The 19,987-nt window shown below is 53.7% G+C and carries 17 protein-coding genes; 5 read left to right on the top strand and 12 right to left on the bottom strand.

What is annotated here, in order from left to right; translation table 11 throughout:
* Positions 1–445: 445 nt before the first annotated feature.
* Genes ROO76_16485 through ROO76_16475 form a run of 3 tightly spaced genes read left to right on the top strand, consistent with a single transcriptional unit; the run spans position 446 to position 3,744 of the window.
* The gene (locus ROO76_16485) at positions 446–1,912 is read left to right on the top strand and encodes a hypothetical protein (protein ID MDT8069761.1); all 1,467 of its coding nucleotides are present in this window, start codon (positions 446–448) and stop codon (positions 1,910–1,912) included.
* A 24-nt stretch (positions 1,913–1,936) separates the two neighbouring features.
* Positions 1,937–3,115: a glycosyltransferase family 4 protein gene (locus tag ROO76_16480; protein ID MDT8069760.1), complete on the top strand. Its 1,179-nt coding sequence runs from the start codon at positions 1,937–1,939 to the stop codon at positions 3,113–3,115.
* Positions 3,106–3,744: an FkbM family methyltransferase gene (locus ROO76_16475; GenBank protein ID MDT8069759.1), complete on the top strand. Its 639-nt coding sequence runs from the start codon at positions 3,106–3,108 to the stop codon at positions 3,742–3,744. The genes ROO76_16480 and ROO76_16475 overlap by 10 nt, the downstream gene beginning before the upstream one ends.
* A 21-nt stretch (positions 3,745–3,765) precedes the next feature.
* Here ROO76_16475 and ROO76_16470 read toward each other — a convergent pair whose 3' ends face one another.
* On the bottom strand, positions 3,766–5,160 hold the full coding sequence (locus ROO76_16470; GenBank protein ID MDT8069758.1) for a glycosyltransferase family 4 protein: 1,395 nt from the start codon (positions 5,158–5,160) through the stop codon (positions 3,766–3,768).
* A gap of 467 nt (positions 5,161–5,627) precedes the next feature.
* Between ROO76_16470 and ROO76_16465 the strand changes: the two genes are divergently transcribed.
* Positions 5,628–6,683, top strand: coding sequence for a FemAB family PEP-CTERM system-associated protein (locus ROO76_16465; protein ID MDT8069757.1), 1,056 nt, complete (start codon positions 5,628–5,630; stop codon positions 6,681–6,683).
* Here the strand turns inward: ROO76_16465 and ROO76_16460 are convergent.
* From ROO76_16460 to ROO76_16425, 8 genes are all read right to left on the bottom strand, one after another.
* Positions 6,673–7,920, bottom strand: coding sequence for a glycosyltransferase family 4 protein (locus tag ROO76_16460; protein MDT8069756.1), 1,248 nt, complete (start codon positions 7,918–7,920; stop codon positions 6,673–6,675). The two genes, ROO76_16465 and ROO76_16460, sit on opposite strands and share 11 nt — an antisense overlap.
* The gene (locus ROO76_16455; GenBank protein ID MDT8069755.1) at positions 7,917–9,047 is read right to left on the bottom strand and encodes a glycosyltransferase family 4 protein; all 1,131 of its coding nucleotides are present in this window, start codon (positions 9,045–9,047) and stop codon (positions 7,917–7,919) included. The genes ROO76_16460 and ROO76_16455 overlap by 4 nt, the downstream gene beginning before the upstream one ends.
* Positions 9,048–9,054: 7 nt before the next feature.
* Entirely contained in the window at positions 9,055–10,212 is a 1,158-nt protein-coding gene (locus ROO76_16450) for a glycosyltransferase (GenBank protein ID MDT8069754.1), read from the bottom strand.
* Positions 10,209–11,321, bottom strand: coding sequence for a glycosyltransferase (locus ROO76_16445; protein MDT8069753.1), 1,113 nt, complete (start codon positions 11,319–11,321; stop codon positions 10,209–10,211). Before ROO76_16445 ends, ROO76_16450 begins: the two co-directional genes overlap by 4 nt.
* Positions 11,318–12,067, bottom strand: coding sequence for a hypothetical protein (locus ROO76_16440; GenBank protein MDT8069752.1), 750 nt, complete (start codon positions 12,065–12,067; stop codon positions 11,318–11,320). The genes ROO76_16445 and ROO76_16440 overlap by 4 nt, the downstream gene beginning before the upstream one ends.
* Complete coding sequence (locus tag ROO76_16435) at positions 12,057–13,181, bottom strand: ATP-grasp domain-containing protein (protein ID MDT8069751.1); 1,125 nt, start codon at positions 13,179–13,181, stop codon at positions 12,057–12,059. Before ROO76_16435 ends, ROO76_16440 begins: the two co-directional genes overlap by 11 nt.
* A gap of 74 nt (positions 13,182–13,255) precedes the next feature.
* The gene (locus ROO76_16430) at positions 13,256–14,083 is read right to left on the bottom strand and encodes a polysaccharide deacetylase family protein (GenBank protein ID MDT8069750.1); all 828 of its coding nucleotides are present in this window, start codon (positions 14,081–14,083) and stop codon (positions 13,256–13,258) included.
* 253 nt (positions 14,084–14,336) lie between these two features.
* Entirely contained in the window at positions 14,337–15,797 is a 1,461-nt protein-coding gene (locus tag ROO76_16425; protein MDT8069749.1) for an O-antigen ligase family protein, read from the bottom strand.
* A 66-nt stretch (positions 15,798–15,863) separates the two neighbouring features.
* Here ROO76_16425 and ROO76_16420 point away from each other — a divergent pair, with 66 nt between their 5' ends.
* Complete coding sequence (locus tag ROO76_16420; GenBank protein MDT8069748.1) at positions 15,864–16,748, top strand: DUF3473 domain-containing protein; 885 nt, start codon at positions 15,864–15,866, stop codon at positions 16,746–16,748.
* A 5-nt stretch (positions 16,749–16,753) separates the two neighbouring features.
* On the opposite strand, the gene ROO76_16415 is transcribed toward ROO76_16420, so the two are convergent.
* From ROO76_16415 to ROO76_16405, 3 genes are read right to left on the bottom strand one after another with little or no spacing between them, the layout of a single operon-like run.
* The gene (locus tag ROO76_16415) at positions 16,754–18,124 is read right to left on the bottom strand and encodes a TIGR03013 family PEP-CTERM/XrtA system glycosyltransferase (GenBank protein MDT8069747.1); all 1,371 of its coding nucleotides are present in this window, start codon (positions 18,122–18,124) and stop codon (positions 16,754–16,756) included.
* 29 nt (positions 18,125–18,153) lie between these two features.
* Complete coding sequence (locus ROO76_16410) at positions 18,154–19,080, bottom strand: CpsD/CapB family tyrosine-protein kinase (protein MDT8069746.1); 927 nt, start codon at positions 19,078–19,080, stop codon at positions 18,154–18,156.
* Complete coding sequence (locus ROO76_16405; protein MDT8069745.1) at positions 19,077–19,985, bottom strand: AAA family ATPase; 909 nt, start codon at positions 19,983–19,985, stop codon at positions 19,077–19,079. The genes ROO76_16410 and ROO76_16405 overlap by 4 nt, the downstream gene beginning before the upstream one ends.
* Positions 19,986–19,987: the final 2 nt, after the last annotated feature.

The following is a 19,987-nucleotide window of genomic DNA, read 5'->3' as shown; positions in this document are numbered from 1 at the left end:
GGAATTGAAGGCGTGTACGGACCAGTTACTTTCCCGAAGCAACTCGATATTGAGCGTACTCGTGGTCTGCATGCTCTTGATTGGCATGGGTTTCTGTAGTGATACGCGAACTGATCCCATTCGCGTATGGATGACCGCCGGAGTGGCACCCGCAATACCCGGCGAAGTCAGACATTTCTATGCTTACGTTCAAGGCGACTTGGGGAGGAAAGGAGTGCAATGGGCGCATTCCGGAAACAACGGTTGCGGCTCCTTCGCAAAGAGTCGCAGGATTCCTTTCTCTCCGACGCCATTGGAAGCATATTTCGACACAACCGGCTGCACCCCTGGAACGGTCATAATTACTGCAACTTCCGAAACGGATAACAGTCGATCTGTCTCTTACCCAATCACCATAGTCTTGTCGCTGCCGTACCCTTCCGGTAATCCGCTGAACGGGTCGCGATTGTATCAATCTACACTCGTGTATAGCGCCTTAAACAGCTGGTCCAATCCCTCTACGGAGAATTACGCTCGATGGATTGCCAATCACGTCGACGCCGGCGCCAATGATCCCAACTTCGCCCCATTGCTGAAGACGGTGGATCCGACATTCGATTACGGCGTGTACATGCTTTGGGAATCTCAAATAACAGACACCTCACGGAGTCATCCGGATCGTTTTATACGCAACATGACTAAGTACTGCACCGACAAGCTGCACGTCGACCCTGAAAACGCGTTCTATCACTACTATGACGACACGACGGTAAAGCTTCAGAATGTGGGGACTCCCGAATGCAACGGACAGAACCTGCAGATTCCTGGGTGGGGCGGCGGTTCTGCCAATAACCGGCAAGAATCGAGAGTGCAGTTATGCGTCTGGGATGCACGACGGTATGTAATGAATGCGGGAGACAAGACTTGCTATGCGCCATTTCTGAAGCACAGATACGACGAACTAAACGCTAAAGGCTTATACCGTGGTGCGTGGGTAGATGAGCTTGAACGCCCGCCGACCAGTTATTTCGATCTGCAAGCTCGAAGGGGGAATCCTTGCCCAACGGGAGGATGCACACGATTTGCTCCACCAGTAAAAGGTAAGGGCATGATTGCGGAACTAGGGAACAAGTCTTATTTGGAATTGCAGTCCTCGCTGGACTATTTCAAAAACCTGCAGGTACTAGCGGTATACATGCATGAGCAACTCGGCCCTGATTGGCTCACGTTGGGGAACATTAGCCAGTCCGCTTCTCTGGGGACGGCAAAATGGATGGAGTCAGTTCAAGGCGCCTATCAGGAGAATGGTTATTCGAACCCGGGCACATACGGGAACTTTGTCACCGCATTTTGGGACTATATCGATGATTTGCTAGACTCCAGAGTTTTCGTCGCCACCTCGCAAAATCGTGCCGGTGTTCCCACTGACCACAATTTCGTTCCAGGCAATTACCGCAACGGACTCGAACGAGTGAACATGTGGTACTTAGGCGGATACTGGATGCTTGCAAGGAAAGGACTCCTCGCACTCGAACCTGCTAATAATCTGAATGCGGGCCTAGCGCCCGGAGCCTCAGGCGACTTCACGAAGATTTATTGGGATGCGATCGGCTATGACATCGGGCAGCCCATCAAATCGCGCGATCCAGTTCATTGCGGAAACTCGACTAGGCGCTGCATGATCGCTAAGGGAGTGGACTCGAATGGCAAGGGCTATACGCTATGGCGTCGAGACTACTCGAAGGCGGTCATCCTAATCGCCGTACCCACAAATGGCTACGATTTTAGTTATGACGGCGTGATTAGCGGAGCTGGTACTGACATCTGCGAAAGAGATAGATTCTGTAGAATCCTGTATATGGATGGTTCTCTCAGTCCACCTGTTCATAATCAAGTCCTCAACAATGCGGAAGCAATAGTTCTAGTGAACTAAAGGTGACCCCCCTGAATTTTCGCCATGACCAAAGATCCTCAACGTTCCTTGTTATGCGTTGCCAATGTGAAGTCTGACCGCGGCTACGCATGGAATCTTATCGGGGGCTTTTACGCCAATATCGCCAACCACCTAGCCATGCACGGAATTCGAACGCTCGTTTCCTATCCGTCGATTCCATCTCCACCCAAAATGCTTGCCGGGAGCGCAGCCCGACCCGTTCTGCTGGACGGATCACTGCAATCCAGCGATTCCGTCAATGCGATGATCGACCTGATCAGGCGTGAGAATATCAGAGCAATTTACTTCACCGACCGTGAAGCGATGGATCCGACTTATTGGAGGTTACGCAGGGCCGGAATTAAATACATCGTCAACCACGATCACTCATCGGGAGAGCGAACGAAGCCCAGATTTCTGAAAAAGGCTACAAAATACGCCCTCGCCCGAATACCTCCCCTCGTTCCGGACGTTATCATTGCCGTCAGCGATTACGTCGCGCGGCGCCAAACTGAGGTCTCCATGATCCCCGCGGAAAGAGTAGTTCGCATTTGGAACGGGTTGCCACTGCCGGCGTTAGAGGAAACCACCAACATCCGGGGCGAACTCGGCATTAGCGAGGATACGCCCGTTATTGTATGTGCATGTCGGGCTACTCCGGAAAAGGGAGTACAACACTTATTCCGCGCATTTTCGTCAACTCTCCGGGAGTTAGATCCACATATATCACCCGTCCTGATCTACGCGGGCGACGGTCCCATGCTTCATGAGCTCAAGGCACTGCGGGACCATCTTCCTGCGAAACGAAACATTCTAATTCTTGGGTACCGAAATGATGTGCAGGAATTGATACGCGCAGGCGATCTCTGCGTTGTGCCTTCACTGTGGCAGGAGGCATTTGGGATGTCTGTCCTTGAGCCTATGGCATTCGCAAAACCGGTAGTCGCAACTAAAGTCGGCGGAATTCCGGAACTGGTTGAGGATGGCGTTACAGGTTGTCTCGTTTCCCCGGGCGATGAAAGTACACTGTCGAAGGCTATCTTGGAGTTACTGACTAATCCGACTAAAGCCACCAACATGGGGGTGGCAGCTCGGGAACGGGTCGCGAAACAGTTCGCACCGGAGAGGCAGATCTCTCAGCTAATTTCGGTTATCGAGCGCGGTTTCGGCTTCGATTGCTTTGGGAGTCGTGAATGTCCTTAATGCGCTGGATATTTGATCATATCTTGCCTGAACAATTCCAACGTCCAGTTGCCCGGGCATACTACAGAAGACAATTTCAAGGACAGACCTCTGAGGCGGATGCCTTGGCGTGCAGAAGTTACTTTAAGCCTGGAGACTTAGTCATTGATGTCGGAGCTAATGTTGGCGACTACACCAGGGTCTTCTCTGAAAATGGAGCGATCGTACACGCGCTAGAGCCGATCCCAGAAACTTTTGATTACCTTGTCTCAAACGTTTCTGGAAGCCGTTTAAAGAATGTGATCTTCTACAATATCGCGGCATCTTCCGAGAATGGAATGGCTAAAATGACCATTCCTAAATGGCATGGCGGTGGTAAGAATATATACGAGGCGCGCCTATGTGAGGATGGAGATATTCCCGTTTGTAAATGCCGTCTTGACGATGTTTTCTCGAATCTGAATCCAACTTTCATCAAGTGCGACGTGGAAGGACATGAGCTAGAGGTTATCAGGGGTGCTGTGCAGTTGATCGAGCGTTGTCATCCAAAATGGCTAATAGAGGTGTCCGGTGAAGAAACGGTACAACTAATGAAGCAACTCGGATACAGCACGAAACCTGCGACAGGATCTAACGTGTTCTTCGTTTAACCACTACGCTCTCCCAGACTCCTACCTACTACAATTCACATCGCTGACACGAAACACCATTTTGAGTAGATCTGATATCTTTACGCTCAGCCGATCATACCGGAACTGCTCCACGAATTCGGGATCAATAGGTTGAGTAGGCACTGGTTGGTGTCCTGCCGAAATTACCTCACGAAGGGCGCGCTTCATGAATTCGGTGTCTTCGGGAGCGGCCACCCAACCTGCGTGGGCTTTCTCGATGAGGTCCTTGGTGCCGCCTTCCGGCGCGATGGCGAGGATGGGGCGCCCGACCCTCAGGTACCAATAGATTTTCCCGAGTCCAGACAATCGACTCATGGCGTTGCTGCCGAGAAACAGAAGAAGACAGTCGCTGGCCTGCATTGCCTTGAGCGCATCTTTCTGCGGCATAAACGCATGGAACTTGATCATTTCTCCCAATTCGGGGGACTGGCTCCATTCCGCCAATTCTGGGTCGTCGGGAAAGCCAATAATGTTGATGCGAACCTGCTGACGACAGACCGGGTTTTCCTCAACTACTTCCTTGAGGGCATGGAAAAACTTGCCGCAGAGGCCTTTGTAAACTGTTCCGAAATGCGAGATGTTGAATTTTGTGCTGTCAAAGATCGCCACCGGCCCCGCATCTGGCGTGAATTCACTCTCGTCATAACCGTTCGGCACGACATTTAGTTTGGCCGCGGGGATACCGAAGGAACTTTGAAGTTCGGCCGCGAGTCCGTCTGAAATCAGGACGATGGCGTCGGCTTTGCGGAGAACGAACTTTTGGAGCATTCGCTCAAAACGCCGGCGAAGAGGGCGTTTTGGCGGATACCAGGGATCGCGGAATTCGGCCACCCACGGAATACCGAATAGGAGTTTCAGACCGAGCCCAATGAGCGGTGCCGAGCGTGGCGGGCTGCTGGTATACACGATATCGAAAGTGTTCTTGCGGTGGAGTTTGATCGCTTCGCGCAGGCCTGGAAGTGTCCAGCCCACGGTATCGTCCGGGAAATAAACGAGGGAGCGGATAAATGCTCCTACTCGGCGAATCATGCGATTGAGAAGAGACTCGTCGCCGTCTGATTTCGCCGGGGAGAGTCCACCGCTCGACTTAATCGTTTGCTCGGCTTTGCCCTCCCAACGGGTAATGTCGTTGCGAGAGGTGCGGACAATTTCTATTCGGGGATCGAGACCTTCCAGCAGCCCTTCGTCTTGAACATCGGTCGCCTCGGGCAGAATTGTCAGGATGGTCGGTTTCCAGCCGAGCATCGGCAGATATTTCATTATGCCGACGTGCCGGTAGACCGCACTCGTCCTTCTCGGCGGAAAATCATAGCAGATGAACAAAACCCTGTTCGGCGCCACCCCAGAACCCTGCTTCAATTCTTCGACGTCCTGTAGTTGCTCGGTACTCATCATTCCAGCGACCGAATGTATCTAATCACAAAATACGAGGTACTGATAACCTGATCGCAGTCGTATTCGGTTTCATACTCAAGGTAGAATATGAACACCGCTGAAGAAACACCTGGGGACATGAATATCCCTCACACATAACTCGTAAGGTCCAGCAAGCCCAATATGTCGTAGTCCGCTGCGGAGAAGTAATACGCGTAAACCGGGATCATCAAGAAACTGATGGCCCGGCTTAAAAGCTGACCGTAGACGGAGAGGTGTTTCCCGAGTCTTCTTAAGGACTTCCAGCATTGTGTCTCACACTACGATACATGCCTCCCAAAAAGCAATTCGCCCAAGCTGTTTGGGTGAACCAGAGTAACCAACGTTCTTTCTGCATAGATTGACTTCATTAAATCGCCCCCCTATCCTAGCTTTAAGTCTTCCCCCTGGTTTATTTCACGACAGAAGGGTTTGGGGTGGTTCGAGCTTTGAGTACTCGTTTTGCACCTGAAGCGACGAGGGTTACGGTCAGCGAGTGTTCGAACGCTCTCGCATGGGGCAACTACGTCAAGAGTAACTCGTCGGCCACGATCTACCACCAATACGGGTGGAAGGCTGTGATAGAGAAGTCTTTTGGTCATCGAGGCTACTATCTGGCCTGTGAAAGAGACGGGGCCGTCACAGGCGTGCTCCCGCTGGTTGAAATGAAAAGCTGGTTGTTCGGGAAGTTCCTCATCTCGGTTCCCTATTTCAATTACGGTGGGGTTCTCGCGGATGACGAGTTATCTCGTGAAGCGCTGATCCAAAGAGCCTCTGCGTTGGCACAGGAACTGGGATCCCGCCATATTGAACTTCGTCAGGGAACGCAGATACCTCTAAACCTAGCGGAGGTTTCAGCTAAAGTAGCGATGGTCGTCCCTCTTCCGTCGGATAAGGCGCAGTATTCCAAAATGCTGAGTTCACGCCTTCGTAACAAGATTCGTCATGCCGAAAAACACGGACTGGAGTGCCGTTGGGGCGGGCGCGAACTCCTCGATGACTTTTACTCGGTATTCGCAGTTAATATGCGAGACCTCGGAACTCCCGTGTATCCGAAAATTTGGTTCGAAAACGTCCTCGAAAGCATGGGGGACCAAGCGCAAATCCTTTCCATATGGGACGGCAAGACACCGGTCGCCGCCACCGTGATGTTCCGGTTTCGTGACACCGTGGAATTGCCATGGATCGCCTCTACTCCGGAGGCGCGAAAGCACTATTCGACCGCATTGCTCTACTGGACAGCGATTACTTGGGCAATCGAGCAGGGTTTCCGAAAGGTAGACCTGGGTCGCTGTACCAAGGACGGCGGAACGTATCAATTCAAGCAGCAGTGGGCTTGCGAAGAAATACCATTACACTGGTATTATTGGCTTGCCCCAGGCGTTCCCGTTCCACGCATTCGACCTGACAATCCGAAGTATCGACTTGCAATTAATGTCTGGAAGAAGCTACCTCTCTCAGTTGCCAATACGTTCGGGCCGAAAATCGTTAGATTCATCCCATAACTTGGCTCTTCGAATGGTCATTTTCAAAGTTTCTGATCGCCTTCTTGTACGCGTCCGTCAACTCTCTCCCGATACTGGTCCAGGAATACTCTGCTTCCACGAACTGACGACCAGCGCAACCAATCTTTTTCCGTATCGAACTGTCGGAAAGCAACTGAGCGGTGGCTTCTGCGAAGTCGGCCGCGCTATCCGCCACCAGTAGGTGCTCTCCCGGAACGACCCGCAGGCCTTCTGTAGCAAACGTGGTGCTGACTACAGCTTTGCCCATCGCCAAGGCATCGAGGATCTTGAGCTTTGTGCCCCCACCGTCCTGTATTGGACAGACAAACACGGCGGCACGGTGTATCCAAGGCCGTATGTCCTCTGGGCTGGCGATTACTTCTGTACTTCCATCTTTCGCCGCCCAATCGAATATCCAGCGCGCCGGTGACATTCCGGCTACGTACAACCGAATGCCAGGATGGCGTTTCTTGAGGATGGGCCAGACCTGCTCGCCGAAGAACCGCAGAGCGGTTTGATTCGGATACCAATTCAGAGAACCCGCAAAGACTATGGAGTTTGATGACTCTAACTCTTCCTGCGGCGAGAAATAGGAGCAGTCAGTACCATTCTCCACAATGTGGAAAAGGCCGTCGGGGCTGTGCTTCCGCAATTGCTCTGCATCGCTTTCGGACACGGTCAGATTGATATCGCATTGGCCACACAGCGTTGACTCCAGTGCCCGGAGTTTCTGAGCCTGATCTTTCAAAAAAAGCCGCTTCACAGCAGAGGGCTCGAGTTCCGCGCGACGGTACATCATTCGCGATTCGCAGTTGTGATGATTGAGAACTCTGGGAAAATGGGCCGACGAGGCAACGAAGTGTGCCAAGTCGGGCGAATCGAAATGAACCACCGACCAGTTTCGCTGCAAAATGGCTTGCCACTGACCCTGAGTTTCCTTCGACCAAAACGAGGAACATGCGTGTGGCATTGCTCTCAGTGGTGATGCAGCCATTTGAAGCCACCACCGCAGACCGCGCCAACGTACCGGCAATTGCCAGAAAGCCACCTCACGGCAAAACTTCCGCAGTTGCTCCTTGTAAGCGGCCAGGCGATCTGGTGGATGGTTTTCCATATTGAACGCGACAAGGGTCACCTCATGTTCTCTTGAGAGTTCTCGCAGAAGGTTGTAGCTCCTCTGGAGATTCCCTCCTTTAGGCGGGTACGGTACGAAATGGGACAGCCAGAGTATTTTCATTTGCCGTGACATAGGCCTTCGTAGAGCCGCGCAACAGACTCAGCATGCGACGACACATCGAATCTTGAGACTACCTCGTTCCGAGCGGCCCGCCCCAGTGCAGAGGCCAACTCTCGATCACCCAACATCGATAGGCAAGCTGCGACGAATCTTTCCTGGTCATTCGCGTCGACCAGTATGCCGTTCCTGCCGCTTTCGACGACTTCCGGAATGCCTCCGACGGCTGTACACACGACAGGTTTCTGCAGGCACATGGCCTGCAGGAGCGCCATCGGCAGGCCTTCATGATCCGAAGTCATCACAAAGAGATCAAACGCCTGTAGAACGTCAAGGATGTCATCTCGATGACCGCAAAAGAGCACTGACCGCGAGATTCCAAGGGATCGCGCAAGTTCCTCCAACTCACGACGCTGGCTGCCATTGCCGGCGATGACGAATTGTGCTTCCGGCACTTTGTCCTTGATGTGCACAGCCGCAGAGAGAAACCGATCTAGGCGCTTTACCCGTTCGAGTCTTCCCGCACACCCTACTACCGGAACCGTTTCCGCGATTCCCAGTTGCCGTTTTGCTGCTGCCACCGTAAGTTCCGTAGTCGTCCGACTGGTATCGATTGCGTTAAGCACCGTAACTATTTTCTTGGACTGGGCGAATCCCACGATCTTCTTCCGTAGATCTTCGCTGGGGCTGATTATCAGATCCGTGTATCGTTTCGCTGCCAACCTGTCGAGAACACGCACGGCGCCGTGCTTTAGTTTCCTGACTCCGAAGGTTGGTTCTGTCCACCCGTGCTCGGTCCTGACCAGGTATGGAATTCCACAACGGAAATGCAAGGCTACGGCGAGCAGGTTCTCCTTATACCGATGCGAATGCAGGATCTGAACGCCGCGTCCACTTAGGTATACAGCCGATCGAGAGACGATATTGCGAAACGAATTGCTGGATTCCGGGATGATCTCGACGCCGATTCCACACTGTCGGAGTTCCACCGCCAATCGACCTTCGTTCAGGAGAATGGCGGAGACCGCCAAATTGGGTCTTTGCGCGAGCGCCTTCAGAAGGATGGAGACCTGGATCTCAGCACCAGCCCAGAGATCGCCCGATGCGAGATGACAAACCGAGATCCGCATACCGGGTCTATCGCACGCCTGCTGTGCTCGTGTGTTCATTGCGCCGGGTTGGCTCCCAACGTTCAAACTTCTCTCCTCGTAGGAATCGAACCCACGCCATTAGCGTGGCCACGTTACCTAAGATGAAAAAGCTGGCGATTCGCGCCGGCCAAAACCCGGCCAAGCTTCTTATTAGCAGGCCCGTAGCACCGGTGACGTACACCAGCAGCTGTCCAAGAAGCGAAAACCGATAGAACCACCCAGCATTCCAAAGGAAGAGATTCGACAGAAGCAGTAAAAGAAATCCCACCGGTAATAGCCAGCGGAAAAGCTTATGACTCACCATCTGCCAGGAAAAGATTGGATATCGCAGCGGATTCAACAGCGCAGTATGAGTAAAGAACACTGTCAGCCCATTAACAATGGTCCGGACCTTACGCTGAAACTCCGCTTTTCCAGACCGCGCGGTGTCGTAATAGCCGATTGAGAGTGGATCGACCACCACTCTTAAGCCCATTTCGACCGCATGCAAGGGTACGAAGAAGTCACTGGTTTGATCGGGATGCCACTTGCGGCACACCTCCGCCCTCGCAGCGAAAAAGGACCCGCTGGCGCCAACGACAGAGTTCAGTAGTGACTCGCGACGGCGTAGCTTCATCTCAAAATCGATGTAAGCTCCCTCGCCGGTTCCAACACCTCGTCCAATGATCTGGTCCTCACTACTCACGACGCCCACCGTAGAGTCCGCGAAGTTCGCGACGATGGTCTCGATTGCATCGCAGGCCAGTTGAATCCCCGCATCGGTGAATACCAATATTTCGCCCATGCTAGCCTCTTTCGCTACCATGAGTGCGTGGTTCTTGCCTCGGCGCTCCGTCACACGAATGAGTTCGATACCAGCCCCCCCGTAAGAAGCGACGATATCGTCGGTGCCATCCGTCGAAGCATCCGAGCAAACAATTACTTGGAACTTGTCCCTTGGATAGGTGAGCGCAAGTGTGTTCTTAAGTTTTCCGGCGATTATCTCTCGTTCGTTGTAGACGCTCAAAATGAGTGTCACTCGGGGGACGATCGTGGCTCGACGAGCTGGCAAAGCACGAATTGCGGAAGCGACCCACACCAATAATGGATAGACGATGAAGGTGTAGCCGAGGAAAGCAGCGCAAATCCAGAAGAGCCATATCATAATGGCCCTCCGCCGATGCACTGCTCATAGAGCCGCTCATAACTTTCGACCATCGCTGCGATAGAAAAGCGTGAACGCGTCTCTGTAGCAGCGTTGCGCCCGAGCCTCTCGGCCAAATTGTCTGCCGCGAGAATTCTCCCAATGGCGTCGCCCATCGCCGCGGGATCGTTCGGAGGGACTAATAATCCTGTTTCTTCGTCTTTTACGAGTTCTTCGGGGCCGCCGCACCGTGTGACGACTACCGGCCTGCCGGATGCCATCGCCTCGATGGTCGCAATCGAAAACCCTTCGCTCGCTGATGAGAGCACAAAAGCGGAAAGGGACCCGAGTATTTCAGGAATGTCGCTTCGGAACCCTAAAGCATGAAATCGATCCGCGATGCCGAACTGATTCACCAATTCCAAGATGTGCTGGTTGATCGATGGCTCTGTCGCTCCGACCGAGACGAAATGAGCGACAGGATATTGCTCGCCGACCCGCGCTGCGGCGCGAACGAACGTATCGTAGGATTTGGCGGTTCGTTGGTTTGCAATCATTCCTACCAGCCTCGATTCGGCGGGCAGTGAGAGCTCTTTATGCAAGTAACCCCGATTAGCGGAACGAAACCGCTCGACGTCGATACCATTATGAATCCAGGAGAGCTTTCTTTTTGGAAACCCTGCTCCTTCGAGTGATTCGGCCAGATACTTCGAAACAGCCACAACCGCAGTCGCAAGCCGTGCCACAGCCCTGACCTTGATGCGCTCACGGGCCGTCCGCATGGAAAGAAATCCGTGATAGGTGGAGATGACTTTTCGGCGCGAAGCCAATCCGGCAAAGCAGCAGTAAAAATTCTCGTCAGGTAGATGAGAATGGATGAGATCGATTTTCTCCTGCCGGCATAAGCTGGCCAGACGCCAAATCATTGCTATATCAAATCCAGGCGACGAACTCATAACGACCGAGCGAACCCCACGCCGGTCCAGGATTTGCTTAAGCCATCCGTCATAGGGCACAACCGCGATGGATTCGAACCGCCCTGGATCGAGATTCGCGGCAATGTCGGCCATGACGGTTTCCGCCCCGCCGGGTCCTCCGGTTTCGATACAGTGCAGGATCCGTCGCTTCATGCTCCTGCTCTGCTCAACCAGCGCCGAAGACGACGCGCATACATTAAGTTCGGGCCGAACACTCCAAGATAAACGTGCTCACGCCGCCGAACCTGCCCCTTGGAGTCGCAACAAAACCATCGACTCGCAACGCGATACTGGCCAACACGGAGTCGCTCCAGGATCGCGTTGTGCGACAAGACCTCTACCTCCATTTCAATTGTCAGGTCATAGTACCCGCCAGGTTGATGCAAATCGTGAGAGCCAATCGCCATGAGATGGGGATGGCGCGTGCGAATCTCGTGGAAGCACGCCAATGCGTCCTTCCTGGGAAGATACTTCCCGTCGTAGCCGACGTTCCAGACTTCCACCGCATGCACTGTGTCCCATAATTCCGGAGAAAATGCCCATCCGAGTCGACTGGGATGCGCCAATACTCCAAAGCCATCATTGAGTCGGATGTGCTGCGCGACCCGAGCCGGGTCCACCTCCGGCGTCAACTGAACGACACCGACTCCCAATATATGGAGTGCCGTTGGCGTGCAGGTAAATTCAATTCCGGGAATCATGCAGAAATCGGCATCGGAGAACGATGCACATTGTGAAACCAGTCTCTCCACAGCGATTGCGTCAAGATCCTGTGAGTGCTCGCCAATCGCAACGAAGTGATAACCCCGGGTCCGATAAAATTCGGCGACTGCAGCCAAAGACATCTTCCCGTCGTGCGAGAGATCGGAGTGGACGTGCAATGCACCCTTAGCTCGCATGTTTTCTGCTCCAGCCGAGGTTCTCGTGTATATAAGATCTGGTCTCGAACCACCCCGGCCCTGGGTCACTGAGCCTGAAGACGTCGTACCGGGTGTTGAACTCCATCAGCTTCATGAAATCGAGTGTCGCGCGTACCTTGGAAGGCGCACCAGGAATTAACCCGCTCCGGGACTTCAGTCGAATGATAAGTTGATCGAAATCACCCCAAAACCAGCGGCTTCGGACCCCTAGTTTATAACCCGACTGAGGAGGGACTTTTTCGCCTGAGGCAAGCCGATAAAGCAGCACCGGGAAATTCACTCCGGCATCAATCGCAAGTTGCAGTGACCCCCAAAGCCTGCCGTTTACCTCCATCAATTTCGCGAGACCGTCTGTTCTGTCCACTTTGAATTCCACCATGGCGACACCATTCCAATCCATGTACCGCAGTAACGAAAGCGAACTGGAAACCAACGTCTCGTCGAGAGCGACGCTTTCACAATAGGTACTCACCCCTCCCCATGGCGGCTTTTCCCGAAGTCTTCGGTGCGCGAATGCAGCTTTCAATTCTCCGTTCCAAACGAGCAGGAAAATACCTTTGCCCTCTCCCTCAATGCGCCGCTGCACCAGTGGAAAAGGGTTGGCAGCATGGATTCGACTGTACATGGTGCGCAGTTCGTCGGGACTGTACGCGAATTCCACCGACCCATTCGCCCACTTTCCATCCCGGTAGAACCACGAGAATCTCGGCTTTATTACAACCGGGTAAGAAAGCCGCTCTGCAACTTCTTCCAAACAATCGTCCTCATGCAGCATGTGAGTCTCTGGAATCGGCACATTGACCTCGATAGCCGCCAGCAGGGTCTGCCTCTTGTCGACAGCCTGTAAGAGCTGCTCACCCTTGGGCGAAAGCACCACCACGGAGTTCGGAAGCTGTTCCCGGATTTGTGCAATCAGCTGCGAGGTGATCTCGGAAACTGGAAGCAGCATGTCAAACGCCCCGCTTCGCGCCTGCGAGAGAATGAAGGTTTTGAATGCGCATGCCTGGGTGATCGGATCCGGATACTTCAGCGTGCGTCGGCAATGGCGCGAGGTACCCGCGAGTGATGTGGACGATTTGTCGCCTACAATCACCTCTGCACCAAAACTCCCGAGAGAACGTACCGCAGCAAGAGCGGATCGAAGATTCCCGTCTGTGACCAATATTCTCATTGTCTCCAGCCGGTCAGAGTGAATTCCAGCGCCGCAGGGGAAAAATCGCCTCGATTCGTCACGCAGCCTTCATGCAGAAGAAAGCGAGGTATCGCTAACGAATCCCCCTTGGAACGCGACCATCGCGGTTCACACGTGAACGCAAAATCAAATCCGGATTGCCGGACCAACTCCTTGATCCTCTGGTCGTAGTTGCCACTTGGATAAGCGAAAGCGTGAATGCGAATCCCAATCTTCTCCTCCAACGCCTTCTTGCTCAGAGTCAATTCCCGCACAACCGTCTCGTCGCTTTCATAGCAAAGCAAAGGATGATTAACGGTATGTGCTCCGAAATCGAAGCCGAGGTCTCGCAACCTTCTAAGTTGTTCCCATGACATCATTTCGTTCCCCACGCAAGTCATGCCTTGACCGAGGAACTCCGCAAGTATCGGGGCGCGCCTCGCTTCCGGCATTCTTTTCAGAGCACCAATCAATTCATCGGGAGCGATGTTCCTTCGTTTTATGTGAAGTTCCGATAGAAGCCGCGGCATGAAATCACGCACATTGCAGGAATGAAGGGAGTTCAAAAGCCGCTCTTCCCAAAATGTGCCATCTGAGTCAATCAGGCCTGTCGCAATAAAGATGAGCGGTCGCACCCCGAATTCGAGGAGAATCTCACGAGCGGTGGTATAGTTGTCTGCCCACCCGTCATCGAACGTTACCAGGCAAAGGGGTTTTCCAGTATTCGGATACTTCTCGGAAAGCAAATGCTCCAGAGAGATCAGTTCGTAAGTGCGCTGCAGATAGGCGAGCATGTGTCGAAAGGTCTCGTCCCGCAGACTCATTGCTGCCAGAGAACTCGCATGGCTTCGCTGTTCATCGGTTAAGATACGGTGTAGTCCGAGGACACAAACTTCGCCTCGCCGATGTCTCAAAGAGCGTTGTACTGCGCACAGTCCCGAGTAGTACACGAGATTAGCGACTGCACTACGGGCACCGCTTCTCCTGTAGCTTCCACATTGTTTGACAACTGAATAGGCATCGCCAAAAGTAGCCTGGCTTATAGCTCGTTTGACATCTCCGGAAACCGTCTCTGCCTTATTCATACGCCAGTTCTCTGCTGCTAGGCTCGGGCAAGGCTTCAACCGCGTTCTCAAACGAAGTCATCCTGGAGACGGCCACGTTGAATCCAACGGCGATGCCCAGCAGGACCCATTGGTGTGGATAATAGAGAACGGTAAGGAACGCACCACTCGCCAAATATCCGATCATGGCAAGATCAAGCGCATACGCGAGACAAAACTCATAGCTTCTTCTCGGGGCTCCCAATTCCGTCAATCGCGCCCTAGTATTCTTGTTCAGGCGGAAGAACTGGACCCACAGTAGAATCAGAGGAATGGTTCCCAGAAGACCTAATTCTGAGAGGCTCTGAATGTAGATGCTGTGAGGGGCAAAGCCCTGTTGCAGTTTCGCAGGCGAGTGCTCGCCGGTGACATACAGGTTCCCATATACCCGGAAATTGCCTGGGCCGACACCGAGAAGCGGATGTTGCGAAAACGCGTTTAGCCCTTTTTGCCAGAGTTCGAGTCGGATCTGCGCGTTTTGGTCCTGCTTCCAGTGGATGGCGGAGTCGATTCGCTCCTTGTTGGCTTCGGGCATGATGAAATACCCAGCCACTACCAGGATTAGTAGGAATGCGCCGATGAAGATGCCCTTTGGTATTTTTCTGACCGCGAAGAAGCCGACGATGATGGTTCCAACCAGTGCGCCTCGAGAGGCACTAACGTAAATCGCAGCGATAAACACCAGCACCGAGAAAAGCGCTACCGTGAACTTGAATCTCTTGTAAGCGAGCAGAAGTCCTAGCACCAGCGCCAGCGGGATGACCATTGCAAGCCCGAAGTCATTGGAATTCCCGAAAAAGCTGTTTGCACCCAAACCAATGCCCCGCGCCAGAAATTGATTCGATACTCCAATCTCCCGTCCTGAAAGGTATTCACGAATCCCGAACTGCGCGATTTTGAAATTAAGCAGCAATAACACAAACACTAACAACCGGACTTGCCGGATGTTCCTAATACAGCGTCCTATCAGGAACGTAACAATTATCCAAGGCATCGATACGCCCAATTGCCAGAAACCAACCTCGGAGGAAAGTGCGAATGTGGCCGAGAAAAGGCTCGCTAATGCGAAGGCAAACAGTGGCCATTCGATTTTCAGACGACCAGTTGGAACGACTGTCGAGACTTTCGGAGCGAAAAACCACCCAAGGAAAGCCATGAGGATCGCAATCCTGGGGATTTTCAATGGTGCAAGGACCGGATACATCTCTGCCAGGCGGCTATAATCCGTGATGACGTAGAGGAGCACCCCGAAGAACGCCAATGTCCAGAGCGTCTCCCGCCGTAGCTCGGACACTTCTTGCTGCGGTGCGGGATGTGCTGCCACAGTGTCACCAGGTATGGTGATATCGAATTGGGGTTGGAGCGGTTGCATTGCTTGTAACTTGACGATTTCTACGAACCCCGTCACTGTAATCTGCATGACGAGGCCGTTCACAAGTATCTATAACGATCCCCTGTCTCGAGTTCGCAATCGATACAGTATTGCAAAAATGCTGACCATATGAATGAAACGCAACTGCATGGCCTGAGTGTAGACGTAGAAGATTACTTCCAGGTCGAAGCCTTCGCAGGCCAGGTCAAGCCGGAATCGTGGTCCGATTTCCCCAGCCGCGTCGTTGACAATACTCGCCGGCTTCTCGAACTTTTGGGGAGATTTGACGCGCACGGGACATTTTTTGTTCTCGGGTGGGTCGCAGAGCGCTACCCCGCGATCGTTCGCGAGATCCGCGCTGCCGGTCACGAGATCGGCTGCCACAGCTTTCTCCACCGCCGAATCCACCGGCTTACTCCTGACGAATTTCGCGCCGATACGCGACGTGCGATAGCGGCAATCGCAAATGCTTGCGGGGAACAGCCGACCTCCTATCGTGCCCCTACGTTCTCTATTGTTCGTGAGACCCTCTGGGCTATACCAATTCTCGAAGAAGAAGGTTTCCTCTACGATTCCAGCGTCTTTCCGGTGCTGCACGACCTTTACGGAATTCCTGGCGCACCACGTTTCCCATTCCGTTGGCAGATCGATCATTTGAAGACTCTCTGCGAAATTCCGCCAATGACCGTGAGGGTACTCGGACGCAATCTTCCAGCCTGCGGCGGGGGCTCTCTTCGCAACCTGCCGATGTGGTTCCATCGATGGGCGGCTCGCCGCGTTGTGGAAGCGGACCGACGCCCGATCCTGATCTACTTGCACCCGTGGGAAATCGACCCGCAGCAGCCGCGAGTCGCAGCTCCGTTGAAATCGCGTTTGCGCCATTATCGCAACATCGAACAGATGGAAGCGCGGTTGTCGGAGCTGCTTCGCGGACGCAAGTTCGTTCCCCTGGGAACGATTCTGCAGAATGACCTCTCCAGTCGCGAGTTGCCTTCCCAACCTCTTTCTTTCTGACCAACTCATTGGGCACCGCGACGCAGGATAACCGTCTTGATGGTCCCGAAAATAATCATCAAGTCCAACATCACGGAGATGTGCTTGATATAGTACAGGTCGTAACTGAGCTTCTGTTGTGTCTCTTCCAGCGAAGCTCCGTATTGGTACTTGGTCTGCGCCCAGCCCGTGATGCCCGGACGAATGATGTGACGCAGGTTGTAATACGGAATCGCATCGACCAGCCACTGCACGAATTCCGGCCGTTCTGGGCGCGGGCCAACGAACCCCATATCTCCCTTCAGCACGTTCCACAATTGCGGAATCTCATCCAGGCGCGTCTTCCGCAGGAATCTCCCGACAGTAGTGATACGAGGATCGTTCTGTTGCGCCCAAACTGCGCCGGTTCCTGCCTCGGCGTCCTGGCGCATCGTTCTGAACTTGTACAGCTTGAAAATCCGTCCGTTCTTCCCGACTCTGTTTTGAGAAAACAGCACCGGCCCCGGCGACGTCAGCTTGATCGCGAGAACGATGAAAGGCAGCAGTGGAGCAAAGCAAAGCAGCAGAATCAGGCTCGCGAGGATCGAAACTGCGCGCCGCATCACCAGCATCCCCTCGTTCACCTTGAACCCTTCGGAAAAGATCATCGCGCTGGGCCTGAGGTCGTCGACGTCGATCTTCCCGCTGATTTTCTCCAGCAGCAGCGTGGAATCTTCAATCTTTACACCTTTAAGGCGAAGATCCAGCATCTCGCGCACAGGGAGGGTTGCGCGGCGCTCACTGACCGCCACTACAACGCGCTGCACACGTCCGTCGCTCAGGTTGTTGATCGCCGTTGTCAGCGATTCCATGCTTTCGAGGCTGTTGCTCGCGCCCGTCCATCCAATGATGTCCATTCCCAGATCGGTTCGGTCCCGGATAGCGTCCACGAAGCGTCCAGCCTTGGGCCCGGAACCGAGAACGTACACCTGCTCACGGAGAAACGGCTTTCTTAGCAGCCACACATACAGTCCGCGCCAACACAACACCGAGATGGTCGCGATGATCATGCCGAGCGTGAATATTCCGCGGCCGAAGAAGAACTCGGGAAAGAAGTATCCGACCGCAGACAGAACCAGGCACATCGTCCCAAACAGCAGCAAAAGGCGGAAGTATGTTTCGTTCTTTGAGCGGAGGTTCTGCGGAGAGTAGAGATCGAAATAATAGGCCGAGATGATGGCCAGTATCGAAACAATGAGAAGCTTGGCCAGGCCGTTTTCATAGCGCAGCGTCAGCTCTGAATCCGGGCCCAATCGGATTACCGTCGCGCTAATAAAAGACGCGACCAACAGCAACAGTTCGCCGCCGAGCAGTACCAGCGTGCGAACCGGGTAATAGACTTGGAACAGGCGAATCATTCGGGAGCCGTCATGCGTACTTCGGGTATCTACTGCTTATGTTTAGTATGCTTACCTTGCCCGTACTGGCTGTAGTAGTACTTCGAATAGGTGGGTTCCGACTGCGATACCTGGTTCAGCACAACTCCTAAAATCGGCCTGTCTCGGAACTCACGCTTTGCCATTTCCGCCATCGACGCCGGCGTCGAGGCCGCTCGAACAACCAGGATCACTCCGTCGCAAAATTCTGCTATGCGCGAAGCATCCGATACCGGAGCAGTCGGCGAAGAATCCAGCACAATCCAACTGAATAGCGGCCCAACATTCTGCAGAAGCGTCTTCAGCTTCCCGTTTCCAATCAATTCCGGGGTGCTCGGACTAACTTCGCCACCGGGAATGAAGAAGAGATCGTCATAGCCGGATTTTTGAATGATCGAGTACTCGTCCACGGTCCCTTGCAGATACTCTGAAACTCCTGGGGTCCTAGGTGCGCCCAGGACCTCGTGCAACTGCGGCTTGCGAAGATCACAATCGATAAGAAGCGTTCTCCCCCCGCGCTGCCTCGCAAACACTTGCGCCAGGTTCCCGGAAACGAAACTCTTGCCCTCGTCCGGCAGAGCACTGGAAACGAGTATCGACTTCAGGGGCTTTTTCGCCCTCATCTGGAACAGTCTCGCGCGCAACGTGCGGAATTCTTCCATGCCCGGTGCGACCTGCGAATTTGCATCCAGGAACAGTGCGACGCGCCGGTCGGGACGCCACTGAACCGATGCGCATCGCTGCAGTGCCGCTTCCGCGTGCACCGGCGACACCACTGTCTGCTGCCCGGCGGAAATCGGCTCCACGATTGCCGCTGCCGCCTCATGAGTAGGTTCCTCCGCGACATATGCGACCGGCTGAACTTCTGGCGTCTCCGCCGGACTCTTTTGCATCTTCTCTTCTTCCGCTTTCTTTAATGCGTCGTGAATCCGGCTCATGAGTCCGCTCCATTGTCACTTTCTTCGTTGCGCGAGGTGTAGTTCAATGCTTCTACCAGGGACATGTTTTCGCCTGCGTCTCTCACGGGCGGGATAATGTCCAACTCAAACTCCTTTGCGACTTGCCTCAGAACACGCGCCGGAATCGGTCTTAACTGATCGGCAAACCCAGTGATCAGCGCGTGCTCACACATCAGGTTGATGACACGCGGAATCCCACGCGAAAACTCGAAGATCGTTTCGATCGCTTCCTGGTTGAAAACAGGATCCGCAGCTGCCCCCGCGATCGCCAGCCGTACCTGAATGTACTTGCCTGTTTCTTCCAGGTTCAGCGCGTGCGTCTTCGCACGAATCGCAATTCTTTGCCGAAGCTGCCGCAAGCTCGGATCCTTCATCTTCGTCTCGAGTTCGGGCTGCCCGCACAAGATGATCTGCAGCAGTTTTTCGGTCGAGGTCTCGAGATTCGTTAACATCCGGATCTCTTCCAGGACGTCCGTCGAAAGGTTCTGTGCTTCATCCACAATCAGCACCGCAGTCTTTCCGGCGCTGTACCGCTCCAGCAAGAACTGGTTCAAACGCTGCAGGTAGGCGGCTTTTCCATTCGAATCGACTGGCAGGCCAAAATCCGCCATCATGTACTGCAGGAACTCCATGACTTTGAGACGGGGATTGAAGACGTATGCTGTCGACAGCCCCTTCGCGCGCAAGAACCGCAGCAGTTTGTTCAACAGGGTGGTCTTGCCCGTTCCCACCTCGCCCGTCAACATTACGAATCCCTTGCGGCTTTCGATTCCGTACTTCAGGCACGCCAGCGCTTCCTCGACCCACCGCGATTCGTAAAGGAATCGCGGGTCGGGGTTCAGATTGAACGGGTTTGCTTGTAATCCGTAGAATCGCTTGTACATGT

The organism is Terriglobia bacterium, from assembly GCA_032252755.1.
GTDB lineage: Bacteria > Acidobacteriota > Terriglobia > Terriglobales > Acidobacteriaceae > JAVUPY01.
This window is presented reverse-complemented; position numbering and strand designations above follow the sequence as displayed.